Genomic DNA, 22235 nt, shown 5'->3' with positions numbered 1-22235 from the left:
CCAATTAAACTAAAAAAGAAAATAGCGTGAGTCAAAATTCGCACGCTATTTTCTGTGTCATTTTATACGTATGCACCCGAATACGAACCCTTTTGCGTTTTTTGCAGTATGGATGTATAAATTTTTAGCGAATTATGGGAAATCCCCACGAAGTTTTTGATATTTCCTCGGAAATTAGCGCCATTTCCCCGCTACAGCTTTAATATCTCTTGGTGATGTTCTGCAACATCCTCCAATTAATCGAGCCCCAGCTTCGTACCACTCTTTTGATTTCGACTCGAGCGTATGGCATGATTCTTGACCGTGCCAAGTTTTTGTCTCGGGATCATACGTTTCTCCAGAGTTTGGATAAACAATGATAGGATTGTCTGTGTAGCTTTTAAGATTGCTAATGGCTCCTGTAACATAATCTAATGGAGCACAGTTGAAGCCAACCGCAGCAATCTGTTCACATTCATTTGCCAGTTTAGCACATTCTTGTAACAATGTACCTTCACTTATTGACCTTTCGTCCTTCAAGGAGAAGGATAGCCAGGCATAAGTTCCAGGAAACTCCTTCAATAAAGAAATTAATACTTTCGCTTCTTGAAGGGAAGGAATGGTTTCAAATGCCAAAATATCAGCTCCTGCTTCAATCAGTACCATCATTCTTTGACGGTGAAAATCTCTAAGGACATGATCGCTCACTCCATAGTTTCCAACATACTCTGAGCCATCTGCTAAGAACGCACCATATGGACCAACAGAGGCAGCTACTAATGGTTTAGGTCTATCAGATTGTGGATTTTCTTGCCAAAAGTCATCTCTTGCACTCTTCGCGAGCACAACTGTCTTTTTTATCAATTCCAAAGCTTCTTCCTCATGTAAACCACGTTTAGCAAATCCGTCTACAGTTGCTTGATAACTTGCAGTGATCGCACAATCTGCACCTGCCCGAAAATAGTCTAAATGCACTTGATAAATCATCTGCGAATTCTCTAGTAACACACTTGCTGACCATAGAGGATCATCCAAATTGCATCCTTGGGATTCAAGTTCGGTAGCCATTGCTCCATCTACTATAATAAGTGAATGCTCTTGTAAAATAGCGTCAATTGGGTTTGTTTGTTTCAACGTATATGACTCCTTCCATCTCAACACTGGATAGAATTTTTTTCAACCTTACCAATCTACAAAACTATTGTCAAGAATATTTAGAATTTAACAAAACAAAGGGTATTCAGATGGTAACTACTGTTACTTTGAATACCCTTTGTTAATCTTTATAGTGTTTTTACTTCTAACACATCTTCCCCACGTGCAGCTCTAACTTTTTCCACATACTGTTTTGCATACTCCGTAATAAGGTCATAATCTCCCGTCTTAGCTGGTGCTAATAGATTTCCTCCTACTCCGACTGCTACACAGCCGTTTTTAATCCATTGGTCCACATTTTCAAGACTAACACCACCTGTTGGCATGATGTTCACTTGTGGAAGTGGTGCTTTTACTCCCTTAACAAAATCAGGGCCAAAATTGTTCCCTGGGAATAGTTTTACAATATCAACACCAGATTCAAGAGCTCGCTTCATCTCAGTGATTGTCATACAACCTGGCATATAAGGGACTTGATAGAGATTACATATTTTTGCGGTTTCTTCATCGAAGGAAGGACTGACTACGAACTGTGCCCCTGCAAGGATGGCTATTCTAGCAGTAGTTGAGTCAAGTACTGTGCCAGCTCCGATTACAACATCATTTTGCTGATTATATAAAGATGTTAACTCTTTAATTACTTCATCGGCACCTTTTACAGTGAAAGTGACTTCTATCCCCTTAATACCACCTCGAATACATGCTTTAGAGATTGTTACTGCTACTTCCTTCGTCTCTGCTCTCACTACCGCCACTACTCCACACTCTGAAACCTTTGATAGAACATTGATTTTATTCATGTGAATCCCCACTTTTTATATTTTTTATGAAACATTTTTTATTAAATTTACAAAACTCTCACGCTGCCGTATCATATAGTAGAACGGCGTTTTAAATTTTTAAATAAAAAGTTCTATTCATTCTACATATATAAATCCCATTGAAAGAGGTAACCGACTGTGTCCAACGTCCAATCACTTGAAAGAGCCTTAACTATTTTGAATAAGCTTTCAGATTATCCAGATGGAATACAAATTGCCCGTTTATCTGAACAAGTTGGTCTATCAAAAAGCACCGTCCACAGGCTTTTAGCAACATTATCCAATATGAACTATGTCGTAAAAGATTCGGAATCCGACAAGTATAAATTAGGATTTCAAGTACTATTTCTCTCAAGAAATATTTTAAATAATAATGACATTGTGAATACGGCAAAACCTTACCTAGAAAGGCTTTCCCATGATGTAAATGAAACCGTCCATTTATGCATCGAAGACCGTGGTGAAATTGTCTATATTGATAAAATTGAAAGCAATCAAACCATTCGAATGTTCTCACGTGTAGGAAACCGTGCGCCAATGTATTGCACTGCTGTCGGGAAAATCTTATATTCAGGTATGGAGTCGGACCATTTTGAAGAATTAATTTCAAAGGTGAATTTTATCCCTAAGACAGAATCAACCATCACAACCCCAGAAGGACTTCGAGACGAAATAAATAAGATAAAAAAACAAAAATACGCCTTGGATAATATAGAAAACGAAGAAGGAATACGATGTATCGCCGCACCGATCTACAATCATACAGGCAAGATTATTGCTAGTTTTAGTATTTCTGGTCCTAGCAATCGTGTGACGATGGATAAAATAAACGATACATTAATAGATAAGATGAGACAGACTAGCTTAGATATTTCTAGAAATCTAGGTTATATAGGTTCTTGATAAAGCCATTTCCTTCCCTGACTGGGAAGGAAATTTTTCACTTTATGTTTATTCTTTTCGTTTCCATAAATAAGCTTAGTTCCGCTCGATCAGGTAGCCCATCATTGTCACCTGGAGACATAACCGCTAAAGCTCCAATTGCTGTTCCACGTACCACTGCATCCTCTATTTTTTGCTCTTCTAACAAAGCACTCACTACACCAACGGCAAAACCGTCACCAGCGCCAACCGTATCAACGACTTTTTCTACCGGGAAACCCTCTGTATAAAACTGCTTCCCTTCAGAACTTGTGAAAGCTCCCTTTGCTCCTAATTTAATAACTACCGTTTTCACTCCAGCAGCATGATAAAACTGTGCAATCTCAGCCTCATCTTCACAGCCTGTTAATAGCCTTCCTTCTGCAATGCCAGGTAGAACAATATCAGCCAGACACGCTAAATCATTAATAATCCTCACCATTTCTTTTTGGTCTGGCCACAGTCCTGGACGTAAATTCGGGTCAAAAGAAATTTGAACTCCTTTCTCTCGCGCCACTCTCAATAACTCATAGACAGCCGCTCTGCAGTCTTCCGATAATGCTGGTGGTATACCAGTTAGATGGATATGATCATATCCGTCCCAGCTTACATTCTTAATTGTTTCTATACTCATATGAGATGCCGCAGAGTTTTTCCTTGCAGAGAATACTTCTGGGTCTCCCACTTCCACTTTCTGCTTCCATTGCATACCTGTTACATATTTTGATTCATAGTTAACATAGGTTGTATCGATCCCATTTTGTTGAAGGAACTTCTCTATATTTTTACCAAAAGGATCTTTCCCAAGTTGGGTAATGTAGGTAACCTCATGACCTAATCGGGACATTCCGATCGAAAAATTCACCTCTGCCCCTGCAACAAACCGACTAAATCGGTTCACTTCTTCTAAAGAACCTCTTTGCTCTGCTACGAAGAGAGCCATCGGTTCACCGATTGTAATGATTTTACTCATACTTCCCCTTCTCCCCTTTACTTAAAGAGAGACATACTGTGATATGCCTCTCTTTAGCTACTTTTAGACAGCAGTTGCGTTGATATCTTCTTTTACATTGCCTTTGTTTTTCTTTTTCATATATTTAGACCAATAGGCTGTTAATATTGGTACTAGAATGGATGTGACAATTACGGATGCCGCTACTAAAGCAGTTGCTGATTGAGCAACATCCATAAATTCCGGCTTCATATTGGCAATTATCATAGGATTTGCAACAGCCGCGCCTGCTGTACTTGATGCAGCTAGTCCCGCCGTACCATTTCCTCCACCAATATACTTATCTGCTAAAATCAACGGAATACCAGTTACAATGATTACAAGTACACCTAGGATAATACCGGCAAGACCTGTTTTTGCAATGACCGTTAAATCAATTGTGTTTCCTAGTGCAAATCCGAAAAACGGAATCATGGTATGAGTAGCTTTGCTAAAGAAATCTTTTAAATCACTATCTAAATTTCCAAGTACAAAACCGACTAAGAAAGGTAGAACTGCTCCTACGAACACATGTGGTTCAAATGCTGCTAAACCCGTTGAACCAAGAATCAACATTGTTACTAATGGACCAGATTCAAGTGACATTAATACAAATGCTCCAGCTTCTTCTTTCGTTCCGTACTGTTGCATGATTGAAGCATATAGTCCACCGTTTGTCATATCCATGGCGGCAATTAAAGCAAGGACTGAGAAACCTGCAAATAATCCTGTTTGAATTCCGCCATCTGGCATGAACATGGAAGCAATAATGGCAACAACCCACGCCACTGCAATTTTCGTTAATACAAGTGTTCCAGACTTTCTTAATACTGTACCTGTTGCTTTTATATTGATGCCTGCACCCATACAGAAAAACCATACCGCTAAAATAGGAACGGTTCCCGTCATTAATCCATTAGTGAACGACCCGAAATATTCTCCTGAGGTTGGTGCAAGTGTGTGTATGATTGCACCTAAAAATAGTGGAACAAGCATTAATTCGCCAGGGATCTTTTCCATTGACTTCATGATTTTCATTTTGCATTACCTTACCCTTCTTATTTTTATATAGGTAAATTTCACGCAAAAGAACTTGAGATGATTGTATAATTGTCAATTTTATGCTATCTTTAAGTTTCAAAAAACAATTCGAAATGTTAGAGGTGGCTTATTCCTTAGGTCTGCCAACCTTTGGCCGCCTTAACGTTTCATCCCATATTCTTCTGTGTCTGTCCCTATAACTCCACTTTAAGCACTACTTTTCTCACCTTTTGTTTTTCTTGAGCAATTAAGCCTGTCATATGTGAATCTTCAGGAAAGCAAATCATCACATCTCCAGGATTCATTGTGATTCCAGAGAGGACAACACCTTTAAAAAAGATGGCATCCTTCTCTGCATCGTATTCTTCCTTCACTTGCTGGCGTCCTATATGGTCAACCGCAATTTTCTCTTTTCCTTCTAAAATATAATGGATATCTAAATATTTCCTATGCGCTTCCCAAAAACAGCTTTCTTCCTCTTTTGTTTCGTATTCGTTTAAGAAGAAGAACGAGTGATTATCCACTTCATAACGCCCGGCTGTATATTGTGAAAAGTCACCTTTTAGGAATTCTAACTTTGATAAAACCTTCTCATCTAAAACAGCCTTTTCTCTGATATCTTCTAACTTTCCTGTAATCACCCTAATCTTTCCTTTCTGAGTTTTATTAACGTGCTAACCAACCACCATCAATCGCAATGATTGATCCATTCATATAATCTGAAGCTCTACTTGATAAAAACACAACAACCCCCATTAGATCGGAAGGATCCGCCCAACGTCCGGCTGGTATGCGTGAAAGAATTTCCGCATTTCGCTGTTCGTCTGCACGAATAGGTGCTGTATTAGCTGTTGCAATGTAACCTGGTGCAATCGCATTAATCTGAACATTATATTGTCCCAGTTCATTAGCAAACGCTTTCGTAACTCCCGCAACCGCATGCTTACTAGCAGTATACGGAGGAACAAACTTCCCACCTTGGAACGAAAGCATAGAGCAAATGTTAATGATCTTTCCGCTCTTTTGCTCAACCATTACTTTTGCCACTTCTTGGCTTAAAAAGTAGACAGCGTTTAGGTTAATGTCCATTACGGCATCCCAATCTTCTTGCTTGTACTCTAGTAAAGGAGCACGTCTAATGGTTCCCGCATTATTTACTAAAACATCTATCTTGCCGTACACATTTAGACAATCCTCTACTACTTTCTTTAAGGAGTCTCTATTTGTTAGATCTGCCTGGTGGAAATGAACCTTTCTTCCTGTCTCTTCGATGAACGCTCTCGTTTCATCCCAATTTGTATCATGCGTAACAATAAATAAATCTGCTCCAGATTTTGCTAGTGCAACCGCATACCCTTGGCCAAGACCAGTATTTCCACCAGTTACGATAGCTACCTTATTTTGTAGGCTAAAAAAGTCTAATGAAAAATCTTGTAAACTCATATTTTATTACACTCCTATTTCAGTATTTTTAGTTTTAAATTACTTTAGTTGATCCATAGTCACTTGGTCCATATCGTTATAGGTCTTATTTTCGCCAGCCATTGCCCAAATGAAAGTATAATTACTTGTTGCAGCACCACAATGGATGCTCCACGGCGGAGAGATTACCGCTTGTTCATTTTTCATCACGATATGTCTTGTTTCAGTTGGCTCCCCCATAAAGTGGAACATTCTAGCATTTTCATCTAAATCGATATACAGATAGGTTTCCATCCTGCGATCATGAGTATGAGTTGGCATCGAGTTCCATACACTGCCTGTATTTAACTGAGTCATCCCCATTACCACTTGACAGCTTTGGATTCCCTCATTGTGGATCATTCTACGAATCACACGATCGTTCGCACTTTCAAGAGCTCCCAAACGATCACCTTCAATGGAATTAAATGAAACATGCTGCACAGGATACTCCTTGTGAGCCGATGCTGAGAATAAATAATACTTTGCTGGATTTTCAGCTGATTCACTTGTAAAAAGAAGTTCCTTTTTCCCTAATCCCACATACAAGCAGTCTTTATTTTCCATCTCATAAGCTTCTCCGTCGACAGTAATTTTTCCGTTACCTCCAACGTTAAAGATTCCCACTTCTCTTCTTTCTAAAAAATAGTTAGCCTTAATTTCATCGTAGCCACCTAAAGAAATCGCTTCATTTGTTGGGGTAATTCCACCGATAATAACACGGTCTTCCATTGAGTAGGTAAGCTTGATCTCACCAGGCACAAATAAGTCTTCAACAAGATAATGCTTTCTAAGGTCTTCAGTAGTAAATGTTTTGGCATGATCTGGGTGTGTCGAATATCTAATTTCCATAAATTACATCTCCTTTATTAGTCGTTCCACATCGTGGTATATTGTTCCATAAATTAATTATAGCGTTTTCACACATAAAATGCCAACTATAATTTGGCAAAAATATGAACATTTTTTACATCTAATAAAAAATAAAAAGAGCCATCCATTTGGATAGCCCTTAACACAACTATATTTTATAATACCTTCTCTAAGAAATCTTTCGCTCTCGCTGTTTTTGGATTACTAAAAAACTCAGCCGGACTTGCGTCTTCAAGCAATACTCCACCATCAAGGAATAATACTCTGTCAGCCACTTCACGTGCAAATCCCATTTCATGAGTAACGATCGCCATCGTCATACCTGATTTTGCTAGGTCCTTCATTACATTCAGTACTTCCTTAACCATTTCAGGATCAAGTGCGGAGGTTGGCTCATCAAACAGCATTAAGTTCGGCTCCATCGCTAGAGCACGAGCAATCGCAACACGCTGTTTTTGTCCACCTGAAAGGTTACTAGGAAATGCTTTTTCCTTTTCTGTAAGTCCCACTTTCGCGAGCAAATTACGAGCCTTTTCTTCCGCTACTTGTCGCGTTTCTCCTTTTACTTTGATTGGAGCGTACGTTAAGTTATCAAGAACATTTAAATGTGGGAACAAGTTAAAATGCTGAAAAACCATTCCAATTTGTTGACGAACCTTCAGTATATTTGTATTTTTATCTGTAATACTTTGACCATCTATCGATATGATCCCCTTCGTTGGCACTTCTAATAAGTTGATACAGCGAAGGAAAGTTGATTTGCCAGACCCAGATGGTCCAATAATTGAAACAACTTCACCACTATTAATATTAGTCGTGATACCCTTTAGTACTTCATTATCACCGAATTGCTTATAGAGGTTTTCCACTTTAATCACTGAACTTCAACCTCCTTTCAACAACTTTCCCAATGATCGTTAATACCATAACCAGTAGCCAATAAATGACTCCTACAAAAATTAAAGGTTCAAAGTTTCGATAAATATCCGCTCCGACTACTTGAGCTCGGCGCATCAGATCTAAATAACCAATAGTTGAGACAATAGCGGATTCCTTCGTTAATGTAATAAATTCATTCATAAGTGCAGGTAATATATTTTTTAAAGCCTGTGGCAAAATAATGTCCTTCATCATCAATCGATAAGGTACTCCAAGAGCTTGAGCAGCCTCTGTTTGTCCCTTATCAACTGCTTGAATTCCCGCACGGATTATTTCCGATACATAGGCAGAGGAATTTAGTCCAAATGCAAGGATAGCTGATAAAAATGGAGAAATATCATAGCCCGTTAATTGTGGAATCGCAAAATAAATGATCATTAACTGCAAAATTAATGGTGTTCCACGGAAAATGGATGTGTATGCATCCCCAAACCAGTTTAATGCTTTTATTTTTGAAATTTTACATAATGCTAAGACCGTTCCTAAAATAAAACCAAATATAATTGATATAATGACAAACTGTAATGTAACCCATATTCCTTCTAAGATAAAAGGAATATAAGGCACAATTTGGCTAAAATCCAAATTCATGCCTTACACCTCACTTTAATATTTTTCTGGCTAAGCCTATTCTTCTGATAACCATTTCACTTTTAATTCGTCTAGCTTCCCGTTCTCTTCCATTTCCTTTAGGACTTGATTTACTTCGTCAACTAGTTCACTGCCCTTTGGAAAAGCAACCGCCATTCCTGGTGAGCTCGAAGTAGGATCATCAAATCCTGCTAATCCTTGCTCATTAATATATCCTGTAGCTACTGCCTTATCCAAGTATGCTACATCAATACGGTTCGATTGCAATTCTTGAATCAAGATGGTTGCGTTGTCAACAGCCTTGATTTCAAAATCAACTGTTTCCTGAAGTTTACGAGCACCCTCTTCTTGAATTGTACCTAACTGAACTCCAAGCGTTTTTCCTTCTAACTGCTCAAGGGATGTCACTTCAGAGTCTTTTAATGTGATAAACATTTCACCTGAGTGATGATATTGAGTAGAAAAATCAACGTTCTGAGCGCGCTTCTCTGTAGCAGACATTCCCGATAATACTAGATCTACACGATTTGCTTGTAGTGCTCCAATTAGTCCATCAAATTTCATATCCTCAATTTTCAGCTCATAGCCTAATTCATCTGCAATGTATTTAGCTAAATCAATATCGAAGCCTTCTACTTCTCCAGATGTGTTACGAGATTCAAATGGAGCGAAATCTGCAGAGGTTCCCATCGTTAATACCTTTTTGTCCTCTCCTGCTTCGCCGTTACCAGATTCATTATTTTGGCCACATGCTGCCAATGCTAACGTTAAAATTAAAGTAATAAGTAAACCGAACTTTTTCATGTTGTTTCCTCCTAATATAACGTTTATATGATGTATACGAATAATTATTCATCTGAGTGAATAATAACACATGCATATAATTTTGAAAAGTAGCTTTTCTAATATAAAAATATTCAGATTATTCTTCGAACTGTATTTATAATTTTATTATTTTAACAAATCAATACGATTATCCATTCATTCTTTTCATTTCTAAGAATTCATTTACCACTTTTTCAAAGATTTCTTTATTCGTAAGTAATTCATAACCAGTTGAGGCAAGCGCAAGTGCCCCTTTACTTAAGATTTGATGAGAATTCTCAGTAATGGTGATATCTGCAAATTCTTTTGTATGAGCAACCAGACCCGGTGAATCAAGTCCAATATACGGATGAATAGCAGGGACAACATGACTTACATTGCCCATATCAATGGATCCATATGAGTCCTTTGCTTTTAATACCTTTTCCACCCCTGTAGCAAGTAGGTTTTCTGTAAAAATTTCGGATAGCGTTTGATTGGTTAGCATGTTGTCGTAACTAAGTTCATAGTTGGTAATTTCAACTGTTGCCCCTGTTACTAATGCCGCACCATGGGCAATATTTTTCACTTTCTGAACGACTTCATCTAGATAGCTACGGTTATTCGCACGTACATAAAATTGGGCAACTGCATAATCAGGAACGATGTTAGCAGCAATGCCCCCTTCTTTAATAATTCCATGAATCCGAACATCTGATGTCACATGCTGACGAAGGGCATTAATACCATTAAAGAGCTGAATCACTGCATCAAGAGCATTGATTCCTTTCTCAGGAGATGCGGCCGCATGGCTTGACTGACCTGAGTATGCAAATTGAATCGCATCCATTGCCAAGGAATCCCCACTTTCATAGGATTCATCAGCTGGGTGCAATATCATTGCCACATCAATATCATCAAAAATCCCTTGCTCCGCCATGGGAACCTTTGCTCCATTCGTTTCTTCAGCAGGAGTTCCAAGGACAACCACTCGTCCACCTATCTCATCAACCAATTTGCTTAGCAAAACGCCAGCACCTGCACTCATTGTTCCTATCATATTATGGCCACATCCATGTCCTACTCCAGGAAGTGCATCATACTCGGATAGATAGGCGATCGTAGGTCCTTCTTTTTTACTGTCGTATACCGCTTTAAAGGAAGTCACCCGACCGACAATTCCTGTTTCCACTGCGAAATGATGCTCCTTTAAAAACGCGACCAGTTTTTCCATAGATTTATATTCTTGATCACCTAACTCAGGCTCGTGGTAAATGGAATCGCTCATATCCCATAGCTTATTTTGTATCGTTTCTAAATGTTGTTTTAATTGATTGTTCATTAGTAACACTCCTTTATATGTTGATAGAGATATATTTATAAAATTACATAGCGTTAAATATTTATTCAACTTTTTTACTATTTTTCTAATATAATATATATTACTTCGAAATTCCAGCATATTTATTAGTTAATATTATTAAATATACAAAAAACCCTCTTTCCTTTAAGGAAAGAGGGTTTTTGATTCGTATAATTACCAAAGAAAATCGAATAAACTGCCTTTAAAAAGGTTTGTATCTATATTACATGTTGCTGCATCAATCCCATACTGCCAACCATACAGCAAAGAACCTTCAGGAGCCTCAGCCGCATTTTCTGGTGCATTTGCTTGAGTGGTAACATCTATATGAGGATAGGCCGTCCACAGAATGACCTTATTTTGTATCTCTTGATTTTCGTTTATTGAAGCTTGGTACGCATCAACTAATGCACTCTCCGGAGAGAATACACCATAGATTCCTGGTTCATAAGGAGAGTTCATCATCGTATCAAACCAGCCTTGAATAAAGGCCGAATCGACAGGATAATTTGGTTCAATATCTGCAAATATAGCTACTCCCTCTGGCACATTTAACTCTCCAGCCAAAGAGATTCCAATATTCGCTTGCTCTACCCCGTTTTCATAACCAGTTGCATTGTTAAATTGATTATTGATAAGAAGGATTTTTACTCCATTTGAATGCAAATATTCTACTTCCTCTATTGTTAACCCACTAGAAACGCCATCAATCGTTCCTAGATATCTACCCCAAACAGAAGGTTTTCCGAAATTTTCATTTACACAAGCGTATAGCTCTTCTGTCGTATATGATGCGGAATCGACTCCCCAAAAATCAGCGTTTGGATCAATAGTTGTGTTAGCTTTTTCATTTCCATCTTCGTTATTTTCATTTTCTTCCTTATTATTATTTTGTTGCTCTTTTGTACTTACGGTAGTAGCCTCATTTTGATTTTGACTGGATTCATTTGAATCAGATTGAAAATAGAAGATTGGAATCAGTAATAAAACTAACGCACTAATGAAGATGAGCAAGAAATTCCCCCATTTCAAATGATTCACCCCCTTGACAACAACCTATTCAAGTAAGGGAAAAACCGTTTGGGCGGAACTGAACCTTAGAAAAACAATAAGGGTATTCAGGAGCACTTCATTGTGACTTTGAATTTATACTAAGACTTCAATTGGTTGACTTTATAAATATCTCTTCGATGAACCAGTAGCTTAAGAATGGATGAGCTCGTATGTGGATCCACATGATTGGTTACCACTGGATTTACTCCAGTAACAATAGGGGTCTGCACCTCTTTTTTCAACCGGCAACGTATATTTTCAGATTTATATAGTCGATATTTATCTTTAATGGCTTCTTCTGTACGAATGTCTGAACCGACCATGATGGTTTTCCAAGTCAGTTTTGACCAAATCATCCACCCTACTAAAAGGATAATAAGTAACCCAATCCAGTTGAGTACTTCCACTATAATCCCTCCCGCTGCGAGTATTAAAGACTTCATACCCGCGAGAGGTCAGAGATTAAACCTGATTCTAGAAAGTGTACGAGCCTAAAAAAATGACCTCCACTCTATAAGTGAAGGTCATTTCCTCTTCAACATACGCTAGTTGAATTACACTTGTATAATAGCGTCTAAAGCCACTTTCATTCCTGCATTCACTGCTCTACCGACTACCTCATTATGAGGATTATACTCTTCTCGAAGTTCCGCATCTGCAAAGCCATCAATCGCTAAAATAGCTCCCGATTTAATTCCCTTCAAGGACGAGATAACAAAAAGAGCTGAGTTTTCCATTTCAACCGCGACAACTCCAGCTTTTTTATATAATTGATGCGGGAATTCAATAACACCAGAATAAAACGCATCAAGAGTAAGTGTCATACCTTCTTTTACCAATAGCTCTTCCACATTAGGTGAGGCTGCTTTTGTTAATGCCTCCACAATGCTCCGATCAGCAACAGCTGGAAACCCAGGAGGAACGAGTTGTTTTGTTAGTCCATCACAGCTTACAGCAGCTGTACTAATGACTAGACTGCCAGGCTGCACATCTTTTTGATAAGAACCAGCCGTCCCAACACGAATGATTGTTTGTGCACCACCCATGATTAACTCCTCAAAGCAGACAGCTGCCCCCGGTGCTCCTACTCCGTGACTAACCACTGCTACTTTTGTTCCTTTCCAGCTACCTGAATAACTATGGTATTCACGGTTCTCACCCAATTTGGTTGGATTGTCCATTAATTCTGCAATGATTTTCGCCCGTGCTTGATCTCCACAAACAATGACCCGCTCTGGTAAACAATCAGATGCTAATTTAAGGTTTGGCAGAAAGTTAGTCAAAGTCTTTTCGCTCCCATTCATCCTCCGGAATTGGAAGGTCCTCTCCTGAAAAACGTTCCTCTTTAAAAGGGTCTCCATTCAGATGGAATCCATTTTGTTCCCAAAATCCCGGTTTATTTTCGTCAATGAACTCAATTCCTCTAATCCATTTCACACTCTTCCAAAAATAGAGATGAGGGACCACAAGCCTTAATGGCCACCCATGCTTATCTGTTAATGGCTCTCCTTCAAACGAATGAGCAAGAAGAACGTCGTCATGTAACAAATCAGCCAATGCTATATTTGCTGTATAATCATGGTCTGCATGAAGCATCACGTATTTACTTTTAGGAGTGATCTCTAATGCCTTTAAGAAATCACTGAACTTTACTCCCGTGAATTGATTATCAAATCTAGACCAGCGAGTAACACAATGAATATCGACGGTCACGGTTGTTTCAGGCATTTCTTTTATTTGCTTATAGGTGAGTACAACCTCTTTATCTACCTCACCAAAAACCTTTAAGTCCCACTCTTCCAAATCGTAAACAGGTACGTCTCCTTCATGCAAAATCGGAAAACGCTCCGTTAACGCTTGTCCAGGTGGAAGCCGCTTCGCATGCTTGGGATCGGCTACTGGTACTCTTGTTCGTTTAATTCTATCTGCTTTGTTTAACATTTGTTTCACTCCTGTTCCTATCTAGAGCTTTGCTGACCTGATGCTTGAGATTCTAAGCCACGATCCTTTAAAAAGAACATCGCGATAATCGTGATCACGTATGGCAGCATGGCCGTGAATTGAGTAGGCATAGAAAACCCTTGTAGCCTGATACTCAACGCATCCATGAGACCAAACAATAAACTCGAACCAATCATGCCAATGGGATGTGACCCACCAAGCATCATCGCTACTAACGCAATAAATCCTCTTCCTGCCGTCATTCCCTCAGTAAACATCGTAACTTGACCAAGCGAAAGCTGGGCTCCTGCAAGACCACACAAAACTCCACTGGCCACAATGGCTCCATACTGAAGCACGGTAACTTTTAATCCTAAGCTTCTCGCCGCTGCTTCATTTTTTCCAACTGCTAAGATACGGAACCCAACGACCGTTTTAAACAAGAAAACATATAATAGTATCGCTGCAATAAAGGCAGTATACACGAGTGGCGAGTGACCTGATAGAAGATTTCCAATTACAGGAATATTTTCAATAAGTGGAAGGTCCCACTTCGGAAGTCCATTCATGTCTTTATCATAAAAGGCTCCTTTTACTTGAAAAATGGCTCGGAGGCCAAAAGTAGTTAATCCTAAAACAAGAAAGTTGATTGCAATACCGGCTACAATTGCATTAGCTTTAAACTTGATAGTCGCTAATCCAAATAATAATGAGACTAATACACCACCAAAGGCCCCGGTTAAGACGGCTACAATCACACTTCCACTATAATAGTTACCAACGATTGCGGAGAAGGCACCCGCTAGAATTAAGCCCTCCAGACCCACATTAAAGATACCGACTCGAGCGCATAACGCTCCTCCTAACGCAGCCAAAAGAATGGGGCTAACCATACGGATAGCAGAAGCAAATAGGGAATAATCAAACAGCTCCATTCACGTCACCCGCTTTCTTTTTAACTTTCCACCAGCTCAAGGTGAACTTTGCCGTAACGAATAAAATAAGAACACCTTGAATGACACTAGCAATTTCCAAAGGTACTTCTGTGTTACGTTCCATCCCCATCGCACCCGTTTGTAAGGCTGCCAGTAAAATCGCTGCTACTGCTGTACCTAATGGATTGGAGTTGGCTAACAGTGCTGCCATTAAACCTGTCCATGCATAGCCTGGGACGGTAAGTGCTCCCTCTACATATCGATACTGAGATCCCAAAACCTCAACTGTTCCTGCTAACCCAGCAATCCCTCCGCTAAAAAACATGCTAAAAAGGAGAACCTTCTGTTTATTAATACCGCCGTATTCAGCAAAGAAGGGGTTCTTCCCGAGCATTCTCACTTCATATCCAGAAGAAGTAAATTGGAGAACCACATATAAAATGACTGCACCAATAACGGCAATTACAAACCCCATATGCACGCTCATTCCAGCAAACAGTTTTGGAAGCCAGACTGCTTGATCAATCATAGGCGTTTGCGCTAGGGCAGCAGAACCTGACTTATCTTGAAAAGGTTCCGCTACCAAATAACCTGCGAACAAGACAGCAACATAATTTAAAAGAAGGGTAGAAATCAATAGCTGTACTTTATATTTCACTTCCATCCAACCGGCTAACAATGACCATAATCCACCAGCTATAAAGCCAGCAAAAAACGCAGCAAGCACTTTAACGATTCCAGCACCTGGTACATAAAGTGCTGCAAGCGCCGCGCACACGGCCCCTAATACCATCTGACCTTCTGCCCCCATATTAAACACACCTGCACGAAAGGCGAGAGCTAATCCCAAACCTATCAATATGATAGGGGTAGCTCGAGCAAGAGTGGCTGTTAGGAAGTAGAAGTTACCAAATGCTCCATCCCACATGACTTTGTACGTATCGAGAATAGATTGTCCAACAAGTGCTATGGCAAGCGCTCCGGTTAACAGTCCAATGAGGACCGCTATCATTGGTTGATATAAAGGCTTAAGCAGTTGTTGTATTTTTCGTTGAAGATTCATTCTTCTTTTCCTCCTGCCATAAGTACACTCAGACGTTCTTCTGTTGCATCTTTTCTATCAAGAACATCAACGATTTTCCCTTCAAACATGACCGCAACCCGGTCTGATAGTAATAAAATTTCCGAAAGCTCCGAAGAGACCAATAAAATTCCATCCCCACGGTTACGCTTTTCAAGTATTGCCTCATGGATATATTCCATGGCACCAATATCAACACCACGAGTAGGTTCAGCTGCAATGAGAAAATCGGTTTCAAATCCAAGCTCTCGTGCGACAATTAGTTTTTGTAGGTTTCCACCAGAAAGGTTCCCTGACTTGTCATCTAGCGATTTAACCTTTATCTCGAATCGGTCAATCCAAGTCTTTACAACCTCTCGGAACGACCTTTTTAAAAGAAAAGAATACTTGTTAAAGGCTTTTTTATGGTAATATCCCATCACACCGGTTTCTTCAATCGTCGCTTCCTTTGCAGCTCCCCATAAAAAACGATCCTCTGGTATATGTGCGAGCCCCTCTCTTCTTCTAAAGGCTACAGATTTACCAACTAGATGGGTGCCAGCTAAACGAATATTTCCCTGGTCAACCGATGTTAAGCCCGAAATCGCTTGAATAAGCTCTGATTGTCCATTACCAGATACTCCCGCAATCCCAACGATTTCTCCGCGGTGAACCGTTAATGAAAGCTGATCCAATATCGGTTTTGAACTTTTCCCTTTTATCGATATCGCTTCAAGTTCTAGCAGGGGCTCTCCATTTAATTGATTACGCTCCGAAAGCTGTTGGAGCTCTCGACCTACCATCATCGTAGCCAGTTGATCAATAGATGTGTCCACCTTTTTCACATTCCCTGTGACACGTCCATTTCGTAACACTGTCACATGATCGGCTACTTTCATAACTTCTGGTAACTTATGAGTGATAAGAATGATACTTTTTCCTTGATCGGCTAAGAAGCGAATCGTTTTTAATAGCTCCTCCACTTCAAAAGGAGTTAACACAGCTGTCGGCTCATCAAGAATGATAATTTCCGCACCCTGATATAGCACTTTCAAAATTTCAATCCGTTGCTGTTCTCCTACTGAACAATCTCCCGCTTTTTTATTAGGATTCACTTGAATCTTATATTGATCACTCAACTTTTGAACCTGTTCAGCTGCCATTTTTCTATTAAAAAATCCATTCTTAATGGGTTCATGCCCAATTACAATGTTCTCGGTAACTGTAAAATCACTAAATAACATAAAATGCTGATGAACCATTCCTATTCCTTGTACAATCGCATCTTGAGGCCCATAAAATTGGACTTGTTTGCCATTCAGCTTAATTTCTCCACTCGTTGGCTGTTCTAACCCATAAAGCATCCTCATAAGCGTTGTTTTACCAGCACCATTTTCACCAACAATCGCAAGAACTTCTCCCTTTTTTAATTGAATGGAGATAGCATCATTCGCAAGGAAATCGCCATATTTTTTGGTCATTTCCTTCATCTCTAAGCGATAAGTCATTGTTTTCCCCCCTGTAAAAATGGAAACCGACTACAATTTGCAGTCGGTTTGATTTTTTCAGTTTACTCACTTAATGGATTTTCAATCACTTTATTACCTGCAATGATCTCATCATAAAGTGCTTTTACTTGATCAATAGCTTCTTGACCAACAAAAGAATGTAGTGGTGTATTGCTTTCGTGTGTCACATATGTTAAGCCAACACCTTTTTCCTTAAGACCATACTCAACCACTCCAGGTTCAAAGCTACCATTAGCAAAAGCTTTTACCGTTTCATAAGCTGCTGCATCCGTACCTTTAAGCTGAGAAAGTACGACATGCTCAGGATCTACTTCAGTACGATCAATATCTTGACCTGATGTGAAGAAACCTTGTTCCTTTGCTGCTTCAAATACTCCTAAATCACCAACTGCTGAAGCACCAGCTACGAAATCTGCTCCTTTTGAAGCTTGAAGCAACGCTAATTCCTTAGCTTTAGCAGGATCTGAGAAGCTGCCCACATAGTTCACTAGGAACTCAGCTTCAGGGTTTGTTTCCTTAAGCCCTTGTTCAAATGCGACTGTCCATTTTTTCATTAATGGAATATCCATTGCCACTACCATGCCAACTTTGTCCGTCTTTGTTGAAAGTCCAGCAGCTGCTCCTAAAAGATAAGCCGCTTCATGTTCACGGAAATTAACACTTTGAACATTAGGTAAATCTACCACTGTATCAATGATCGCAAATTGACGATCTGGATTTTCTGCCGCTACCTTTTTAAGAGCATCTTCTGATTCAAAAGAAGACGTAATAATAAGGTCATAGCCTTCAGCAACTGCTACACGAAGATTTTCTTCAATAGCTGAGTGATCAGTTGATTCAATCGTCTTTAATTCCACTCCAAATTCCTCAGCCGCTTCTTTCGCCCCTTCATCCATTTGTTGGAAGAAAGGATTCACACCCATTTTTTCAGGAAGTACTAAGGCAATCTTTTTCTTTTCTTCGCTTGTTGAACTACTATTATTCTCTGATTCTTCTGTTCCACCACAGCCTGCAACTAGTAGAATCAATCCTAAAATCAATACGGAAAATAACTTTTTCATGACGTTCCCCCTATGTGTGTTTTCATCATATGCATGTTTAATACCTGATAATAATCTACCAAATTACAAATAAAATAACAACCCAAATATCGAACATTTATTTATTTTTTAAAATTAATGTTCGTGTTTTATCCATATATTTAATTTTCAGACAGTTTTTAACAATTAAAAAACACCTTTGTAGATGTGTCTTTGACAATCATAAAGGTGTTCTTTTATTTACCTATTATTCCATCCTAACTTTCAACATCTTCTCAATCTCATCTACAGGAACTGGTTTACTAAAATGATAACCTTGCATCATATGACACTTCATTTTCTCTAGCATTTCCTTTTGTTTTTGCGTTTCTACCCCTTCTGCAATCACTTCTACCTTCAACCGTTTTCCTAAGGCAATAATGCTTTGAATTATGGCCTTATATGCTGCATGATGTTCCATTTCGGTTAGAAACTCTCTGGGAATCTTTAATTCTGTAATTGGTAACTTCGGAAGATAGGAGAGAGAAGAATAACCTGTCCCAAAATCATCAATGGATAGATTCACACCTAACATTCTAATTGCTTTAAGTTTTTTTAACGTTTCATTCATATTACTCATTGCCACTGCCTCAGTGATCTCGATATTGAGAAGATCTGGCCTAAGTTTTGTTTCTTCTAAAACACGCTTAATGGTTTCAATAAGTTGCGCGGACTGGAATTGCTTCGGAGAAATATTTACTGAAATTCTTAATTGCTCTCCCCATAGCTTTCCTTGTTCACAAGTTTCTCTCAATATCCATTCTCCAATAGGGATAATTAGATCAGTATCTTCTGCAATTGAAATAAAATCACCGGGATATAATAATCCAAATGTAGGATGCTGCCAACGAATAAGTGCTTCTACACCGTACATTCGATTTTTTTCCGTATCATATTGTGGCTGGTAGTGTAAAACCAATTCATTATTATGAACAGCCTTACTAAGATCACTTCCTAATACAAACGTGCTTCTTGAGTCTTCTTCCATTTTTGGTTCAAAAATTCTGAATTGATTTCTTCCATTGTTTTTAGCTTTATACATAGCTAAGTCTGCTTTTTTCATAAGAGAAATAGCCGTTTCTGAATTCCCAGGTTCGAAGATTGAAATCCCTATACTAGGAGTGGATAAGAATTCATAGTTTCTTATCGAATATGGCTCACTTAATACACGACAAACAGACTCCGCCAATGTAACAACATGATCCCGATCTACAATATGATTAAATAGTAGCGTGAATTCATCGCCACCTTGCCTGGCTATTATTGCTTGATCACCAACACAATCCGAAAGACGCTTAGCCATATCTACAAGTAACTCATCACCTGCATCATGACCAAGTGTATCATTTATATTTTTAAACCGATCTAAATCAACATACATAACCGCTAACATACTATTATCTGTCATACCATCTTTGATTTCTGCATCTAAGACGCTCTCAAACAAAGCTCTGTTAGGCAACCCTGTTAACAAATCATGATACGCCATATAATTAATCTTATCTATACTTGCCTTTACATCTGTAATATCTTTCCCAATTCCATAAATTCCTTCAATCCTCCCGTTAATCACAATTGGCACAAGGGTAATGACTACAGAATAAGCCCTTTCATTCTGACTGATTAAAGTAACTTCGAACACTTGTGGTTCTTCTTCTGTATTTGAAAAATGGGTGGCCACCCGATCAAGGTCACTCGGACTAATGAACTGATAAAATGATTTTCCAATTAGCTGAACCGTTTCCATTCCAACTAAGTGTGCACAAGAGGCATTTGCACTTTGAAAGGTTCCATTCAAATGAAGGGAGAATACTGCATCTGGATGATATTTAAAAAGAGACATATATCGTTCTGTACTAAGTAGTAACTCTTTATTGTTTTGGTCATATTTCAATAGTAATCGGTTGTTTTCCACTAAGATAAATACTAGTCGAACAATGATAAGAAAAATGATAAACGTTGTACTCAATGTAAACGGAGTGAGTTCAATTCCTTCGATTTTATAGAAAAATAATAAAAGTACCATTAAGGAAGTATACAAAATAATTAATTTCCATAACCCAACCTTTGAAGGGCGAACTGCATCCGATTGCTGTTTATTAACTGGTTTCATATAGAAACTAGAAAATCCGACTAGTAATAGTGCTAGAGTAAATAATGGATCAAGCAAGGTGCCTGTCTCATATTTTTCTCTTAGCGTTAAATATATGTATCCAGAATCTGCAAATACTTGAAAAACTAGTCCAACCAAAATATAAAATAACGCATTTCTTTTACCAAAATCATTTGAATCAAAATATAGTATCAGTGCACTAAATAATAAAATTAGGTCCCCAATCGGGTATCCAAGTGAAACAAATAGGTAGGCTCCTGTGATCTCTGAGTTCACAATTAAGCTTTTCATAATGAAATGATAGCTGAGTGTGGAAGCAGATATCATAAGAATAAGTACTTCAAACATCCATCGCATTAACCGATGAATGGTTTTTACCTGATAAAAGTAATAACCTAATGCAATTAAATAAAACATAATTTGAAGCATATAAAAGATATCAGGCGACCCTGGATATGGAACATTCACAAACAAGAAGCTCTCATAATACATCCACAATATTTCTGCTATGAAGTAGCTAAACGTTCCAAGAGAAAGAAAAAACCAAAAATATTCTCTTTTTCCATCACTTTTTAAGAATCTAGACCACAACCATATACTAGAAATGAATGGTCCAACCGTAGAAATAATATTTCTCATTACTACTGTTAAGCGAATACTAGGATCTCCGAATATGACGACAAAATAGTACAAAAGTATGTATATGAAAATGTAAACGCCAATTGTTTTCTGATGTTTCGCCTTCATGATCTGCCACTCCTCTAGGCGTATAGTCCTGTCTTTTATTATACTCTTAATAGAAGTTCAGTTGTAGGCTAGCTATTTAGATTTTTCAAGCATTTCGCGAGAAATATTTACCAATAAAATATTTACCTTAAAAATGCAGGAGATTTATCATAAATTTGGATAGACTGTAGGTATATGACTAAGTGTGGTGAACTCATTGTCTTTCATTTTTGATTTTCTACTGTATACCGTTTCATTGGATCAAGTCATAGAGGCTGAGAAAGAGTTTTATGAAACCCTTCGCGTATATTGGCGGGACCATAACTACTTAACCTTTGACTGGTGGCTGCTCGTTTTTTTAAGTATTTTATCACCTATTGTTTGGTGGAAAACGATTGATACAAAAAGAATTACGGAAATTACTGCTTTTGGGTTGTTTTATGGTATTACGGCAATTATCCTAGATTCCATTGGCAGCAGCGCACTTGTTTGGGTATACCCAGTTCGGCTTACCCCTTACTTGTACCCACAATACTATCCTTATGATGTAGGGGTCGTAATCGTCCCGTTTATGTATTTGTATCAAAGGTGGGGAAATCACTTTAAACCGTTCCTCATCTCAACGGGAATCCTTTCTGCCTTTCTTGCTTTTGTGGCAGAACCCTTTATGGAGTGGTTACATATTTACAAAGAATTAACATGGAAACATATTTATTCTTTTCCTATCTATTGGCTACTAGGTCTAATTTGTTGGGTCATTTTAAAACGATTTAAAAAACTTGAAAGCAAACCATAAACAAATCCCGCCTTTAGTAAGGAGGGATTTGTTTGAAATCTTTTCTTGGATTAAGCGATTATCA

22 protein-coding genes are annotated in these 22235 nt (G+C 38.5%); 2 read left to right on the top strand and 20 right to left on the bottom strand.

Annotated features, from left to right (window positions below):
• Nucleotides 1-174: 174 nt before the first annotated feature.
• Both mmuM and ACVBAX_RS12530 read right to left on the bottom strand, forming a co-directional pair.
• Entirely contained in the window at nt 175-1113 is a 939-nt protein-coding gene (gene mmuM / locus ACVBAX_RS12535; protein WP_447117324.1) for a homocysteine S-methyltransferase, read from the bottom strand.
• Between the two features lie 149 nt (nt 1114-1262).
• Nucleotides 1263-1934, bottom strand: coding sequence for a bifunctional 4-hydroxy-2-oxoglutarate aldolase/2-dehydro-3-deoxy-phosphogluconate aldolase (locus ACVBAX_RS12530; protein ID WP_447117323.1), 672 nt, complete (start codon nt 1932-1934; stop codon nt 1263-1265).
• A gap of 159 nt (nt 1935-2093) precedes the next feature.
• Here ACVBAX_RS12530 and ACVBAX_RS12525 point away from each other — a divergent pair, with 159 nt between their 5' ends.
• Entirely contained in the window at nt 2094-2858 is a 765-nt protein-coding gene (locus ACVBAX_RS12525; RefSeq protein WP_447117322.1) for an IclR family transcriptional regulator, read from the top strand.
• A 37-nt stretch (nt 2859-2895) separates the two neighbouring features.
• On the opposite strand, the gene ACVBAX_RS12520 is transcribed toward ACVBAX_RS12525, so the two are convergent.
• From ACVBAX_RS12520 to ACVBAX_RS12435, 18 genes are all read right to left on the bottom strand, one after another.
• Complete coding sequence (locus tag ACVBAX_RS12520; protein ID WP_447117321.1) at nt 2896-3849, bottom strand: sugar kinase; 954 nt, start codon at nt 3847-3849, stop codon at nt 2896-2898.
• A gap of 63 nt (nt 3850-3912) precedes the next feature.
• Nucleotides 3913-4905: a 2-keto-3-deoxygluconate transporter gene (gene kdgT / locus ACVBAX_RS12515; protein WP_447117320.1), complete on the bottom strand. Its 993-nt coding sequence runs from the start codon at nt 4903-4905 to the stop codon at nt 3913-3915.
• Between the two features lie 197 nt (nt 4906-5102).
• Nucleotides 5103-5549, bottom strand: a complete 447-nt coding sequence (locus ACVBAX_RS12510; RefSeq protein WP_447117319.1) for a YhcH/YjgK/YiaL family protein — start codon at nt 5547-5549, stop codon at nt 5103-5105.
• Nucleotides 5550-5574: 25 nt separating this feature from the next.
• Nucleotides 5575-6351, bottom strand: a complete 777-nt coding sequence (kduD, locus tag ACVBAX_RS12505) for a 2-dehydro-3-deoxy-D-gluconate 5-dehydrogenase KduD (protein ID WP_447117318.1) — start codon at nt 6349-6351, stop codon at nt 5575-5577.
• Between the two features lie 39 nt (nt 6352-6390).
• A complete protein-coding gene (gene kduI / locus ACVBAX_RS12500) occupies nt 6391-7221 on the bottom strand; it encodes a 5-dehydro-4-deoxy-D-glucuronate isomerase (protein WP_447117317.1) in 831 nt (276 codons plus the stop codon).
• Nucleotides 7222-7397: 176 nt separating this feature from the next.
• The gene (locus ACVBAX_RS12495; protein ID WP_447117316.1) at nt 7398-8120 is read right to left on the bottom strand and encodes an amino acid ABC transporter ATP-binding protein; all 723 of its coding nucleotides are present in this window, start codon (nt 8118-8120) and stop codon (nt 7398-7400) included.
• On the bottom strand, nt 8113-8772 hold the full coding sequence (locus tag ACVBAX_RS12490) for an amino acid ABC transporter permease (RefSeq protein ID WP_119706937.1): 660 nt from the start codon (nt 8770-8772) through the stop codon (nt 8113-8115). The genes ACVBAX_RS12495 and ACVBAX_RS12490 overlap by 8 nt, the downstream gene beginning before the upstream one ends.
• A gap of 36 nt (nt 8773-8808) precedes the next feature.
• Nucleotides 8809-9576 (bottom strand): transporter substrate-binding domain-containing protein, encoded by a 768-nt coding sequence (locus ACVBAX_RS12485; RefSeq protein WP_430775902.1) that lies wholly within the window; start codon nt 9574-9576, stop codon nt 8809-8811.
• Nucleotides 9577-9745: 169 nt separating this feature from the next.
• Nucleotides 9746-10918, bottom strand: coding sequence for a M20 family metallopeptidase (locus ACVBAX_RS12480; protein WP_447117315.1), 1173 nt, complete (start codon nt 10916-10918; stop codon nt 9746-9748).
• 195 nt (nt 10919-11113) lie between these two features.
• On the bottom strand, nt 11114-11971 hold the full coding sequence (locus tag ACVBAX_RS12475) for a glycoside hydrolase domain-containing protein (RefSeq protein ID WP_447117314.1): 858 nt from the start codon (nt 11969-11971) through the stop codon (nt 11114-11116).
• A gap of 119 nt (nt 11972-12090) precedes the next feature.
• A complete protein-coding gene (locus ACVBAX_RS12470; protein WP_447117313.1) occupies nt 12091-12399 on the bottom strand; it encodes a hypothetical protein in 309 nt (102 codons plus the stop codon).
• Nucleotides 12400-12546: 147 nt separating this feature from the next.
• Nucleotides 12547-13275, bottom strand: a complete 729-nt coding sequence (locus tag ACVBAX_RS12465; protein WP_447117312.1) for a nucleoside phosphorylase — start codon at nt 13273-13275, stop codon at nt 12547-12549.
• The gene (locus ACVBAX_RS12460) at nt 13268-13933 is read right to left on the bottom strand and encodes a sulfite oxidase-like oxidoreductase (RefSeq protein ID WP_447117311.1); all 666 of its coding nucleotides are present in this window, start codon (nt 13931-13933) and stop codon (nt 13268-13270) included. The genes ACVBAX_RS12465 and ACVBAX_RS12460 overlap by 8 nt, the downstream gene beginning before the upstream one ends.
• 17 nt (nt 13934-13950) lie before the next feature.
• The gene (locus ACVBAX_RS12455; protein WP_447117310.1) at nt 13951-14868 is read right to left on the bottom strand and encodes an ABC transporter permease; all 918 of its coding nucleotides are present in this window, start codon (nt 14866-14868) and stop codon (nt 13951-13953) included.
• Complete coding sequence (locus ACVBAX_RS12450) at nt 14855-15931, bottom strand: ABC transporter permease (RefSeq protein WP_447117309.1); 1077 nt, start codon at nt 15929-15931, stop codon at nt 14855-14857. Before ACVBAX_RS12450 ends, ACVBAX_RS12455 begins: the two co-directional genes overlap by 14 nt.
• Entirely contained in the window at nt 15928-17436 is a 1509-nt protein-coding gene (locus ACVBAX_RS12445) for an ABC transporter ATP-binding protein (RefSeq protein WP_447117308.1), read from the bottom strand. Before ACVBAX_RS12445 ends, ACVBAX_RS12450 begins: the two co-directional genes overlap by 4 nt.
• Before the next feature lie 62 nt (nt 17437-17498).
• Nucleotides 17499-18518 (bottom strand): BMP family protein, encoded by a 1020-nt coding sequence (locus ACVBAX_RS12440; protein WP_447117306.1) that lies wholly within the window; start codon nt 18516-18518, stop codon nt 17499-17501.
• 226 nt (nt 18519-18744) lie between these two features.
• Nucleotides 18745-21396: a putative bifunctional diguanylate cyclase/phosphodiesterase gene (locus ACVBAX_RS12435; RefSeq protein ID WP_447117305.1), complete on the bottom strand. Its 2652-nt coding sequence runs from the start codon at nt 21394-21396 to the stop codon at nt 18745-18747.
• A gap of 196 nt (nt 21397-21592) precedes the next feature.
• Here ACVBAX_RS12435 and ACVBAX_RS12430 point away from each other — a divergent pair, with 196 nt between their 5' ends.
• On the top strand, nt 21593-22171 hold the full coding sequence (locus ACVBAX_RS12430; RefSeq protein ID WP_447117304.1) for a CBO0543 family protein: 579 nt from the start codon (nt 21593-21595) through the stop codon (nt 22169-22171).
• The last annotated feature ends 64 nt before the right edge of the window (nt 22172-22235 follow it).

The organism is Robertmurraya sp. GLU-23 (genome assembly GCF_052983275.1).
Note: the sequence above shows the minus strand (reverse complement) of the source record. Positions and strands in the feature narration are given on the sequence as shown.

Bases quoted from the DNA above. Each gene is read 5' to 3' on its own strand.
- ACVBAX_RS12455 (WP_447117310.1), bottom strand. From the start codon at position 14,868: ATGGAGCTGTTTGATTATTCCCTATTTGCTTCTGCTATCCGTATGGTT.
- ACVBAX_RS12445 (WP_447117308.1), bottom strand. From the start codon at position 17,436: ATGACTTATCGCTTAGAGATGAAGGAAATGACCAAAAAATATGGCGAT.
- ACVBAX_RS12440 (WP_447117306.1), bottom strand. From the start codon at position 18,518: ATGAAAAAGTTATTTTCCGTATTGATTTTAGGATTGATTCTACTAGTT.
- ACVBAX_RS12435 (WP_447117305.1), bottom strand. From the start codon at position 21,396: ATGAAGGCGAAACATCAGAAAACAATTGGCGTTTACATTTTCATATAC.
- ACVBAX_RS12460 (WP_447117311.1), bottom strand. From the start codon at position 13,933: ATGTTAAACAAAGCAGATAGAATTAAACGAACAAGAGTACCAGTAGCC.
- kduD (WP_447117318.1), bottom strand. From the start codon at position 6,351: ATGAGTTTACAAGATTTTTCATTAGACTTTTTTAGCCTACAAAATAAG.
- ACVBAX_RS12490 (WP_119706937.1), bottom strand. From the start codon at position 8,772: ATGAATTTGGATTTTAGCCAAATTGTGCCTTATATTCCTTTTATCTTA.
- kduI (WP_447117317.1), bottom strand. From the start codon at position 7,221: ATGGAAATTAGATATTCGACACACCCAGATCATGCCAAAACATTTACT.
- ACVBAX_RS12450 (WP_447117309.1), bottom strand. From the start codon at position 15,931: ATGAATCTTCAACGAAAAATACAACAACTGCTTAAGCCTTTATATCAA.
- ACVBAX_RS12530 (WP_447117323.1), bottom strand. From the start codon at position 1,934: ATGAATAAAATCAATGTTCTATCAAAGGTTTCAGAGTGTGGAGTAGTG.
- ACVBAX_RS12480 (WP_447117315.1), bottom strand. From the start codon at position 10,918: ATGAACAATCAATTAAAACAACATTTAGAAACGATACAAAATAAGCTA.
- kdgT (WP_447117320.1), bottom strand. From the start codon at position 4,905: ATGAAAATCATGAAGTCAATGGAAAAGATCCCTGGCGAATTAATGCTT.
- ACVBAX_RS12520 (WP_447117321.1), bottom strand. From the start codon at position 3,849: ATGAGTAAAATCATTACAATCGGTGAACCGATGGCTCTCTTCGTAGCA.
- ACVBAX_RS12485 (WP_430775902.1), bottom strand. From the start codon at position 9,576: ATGAAAAAGTTCGGTTTACTTATTACTTTAATTTTAACGTTAGCATTG.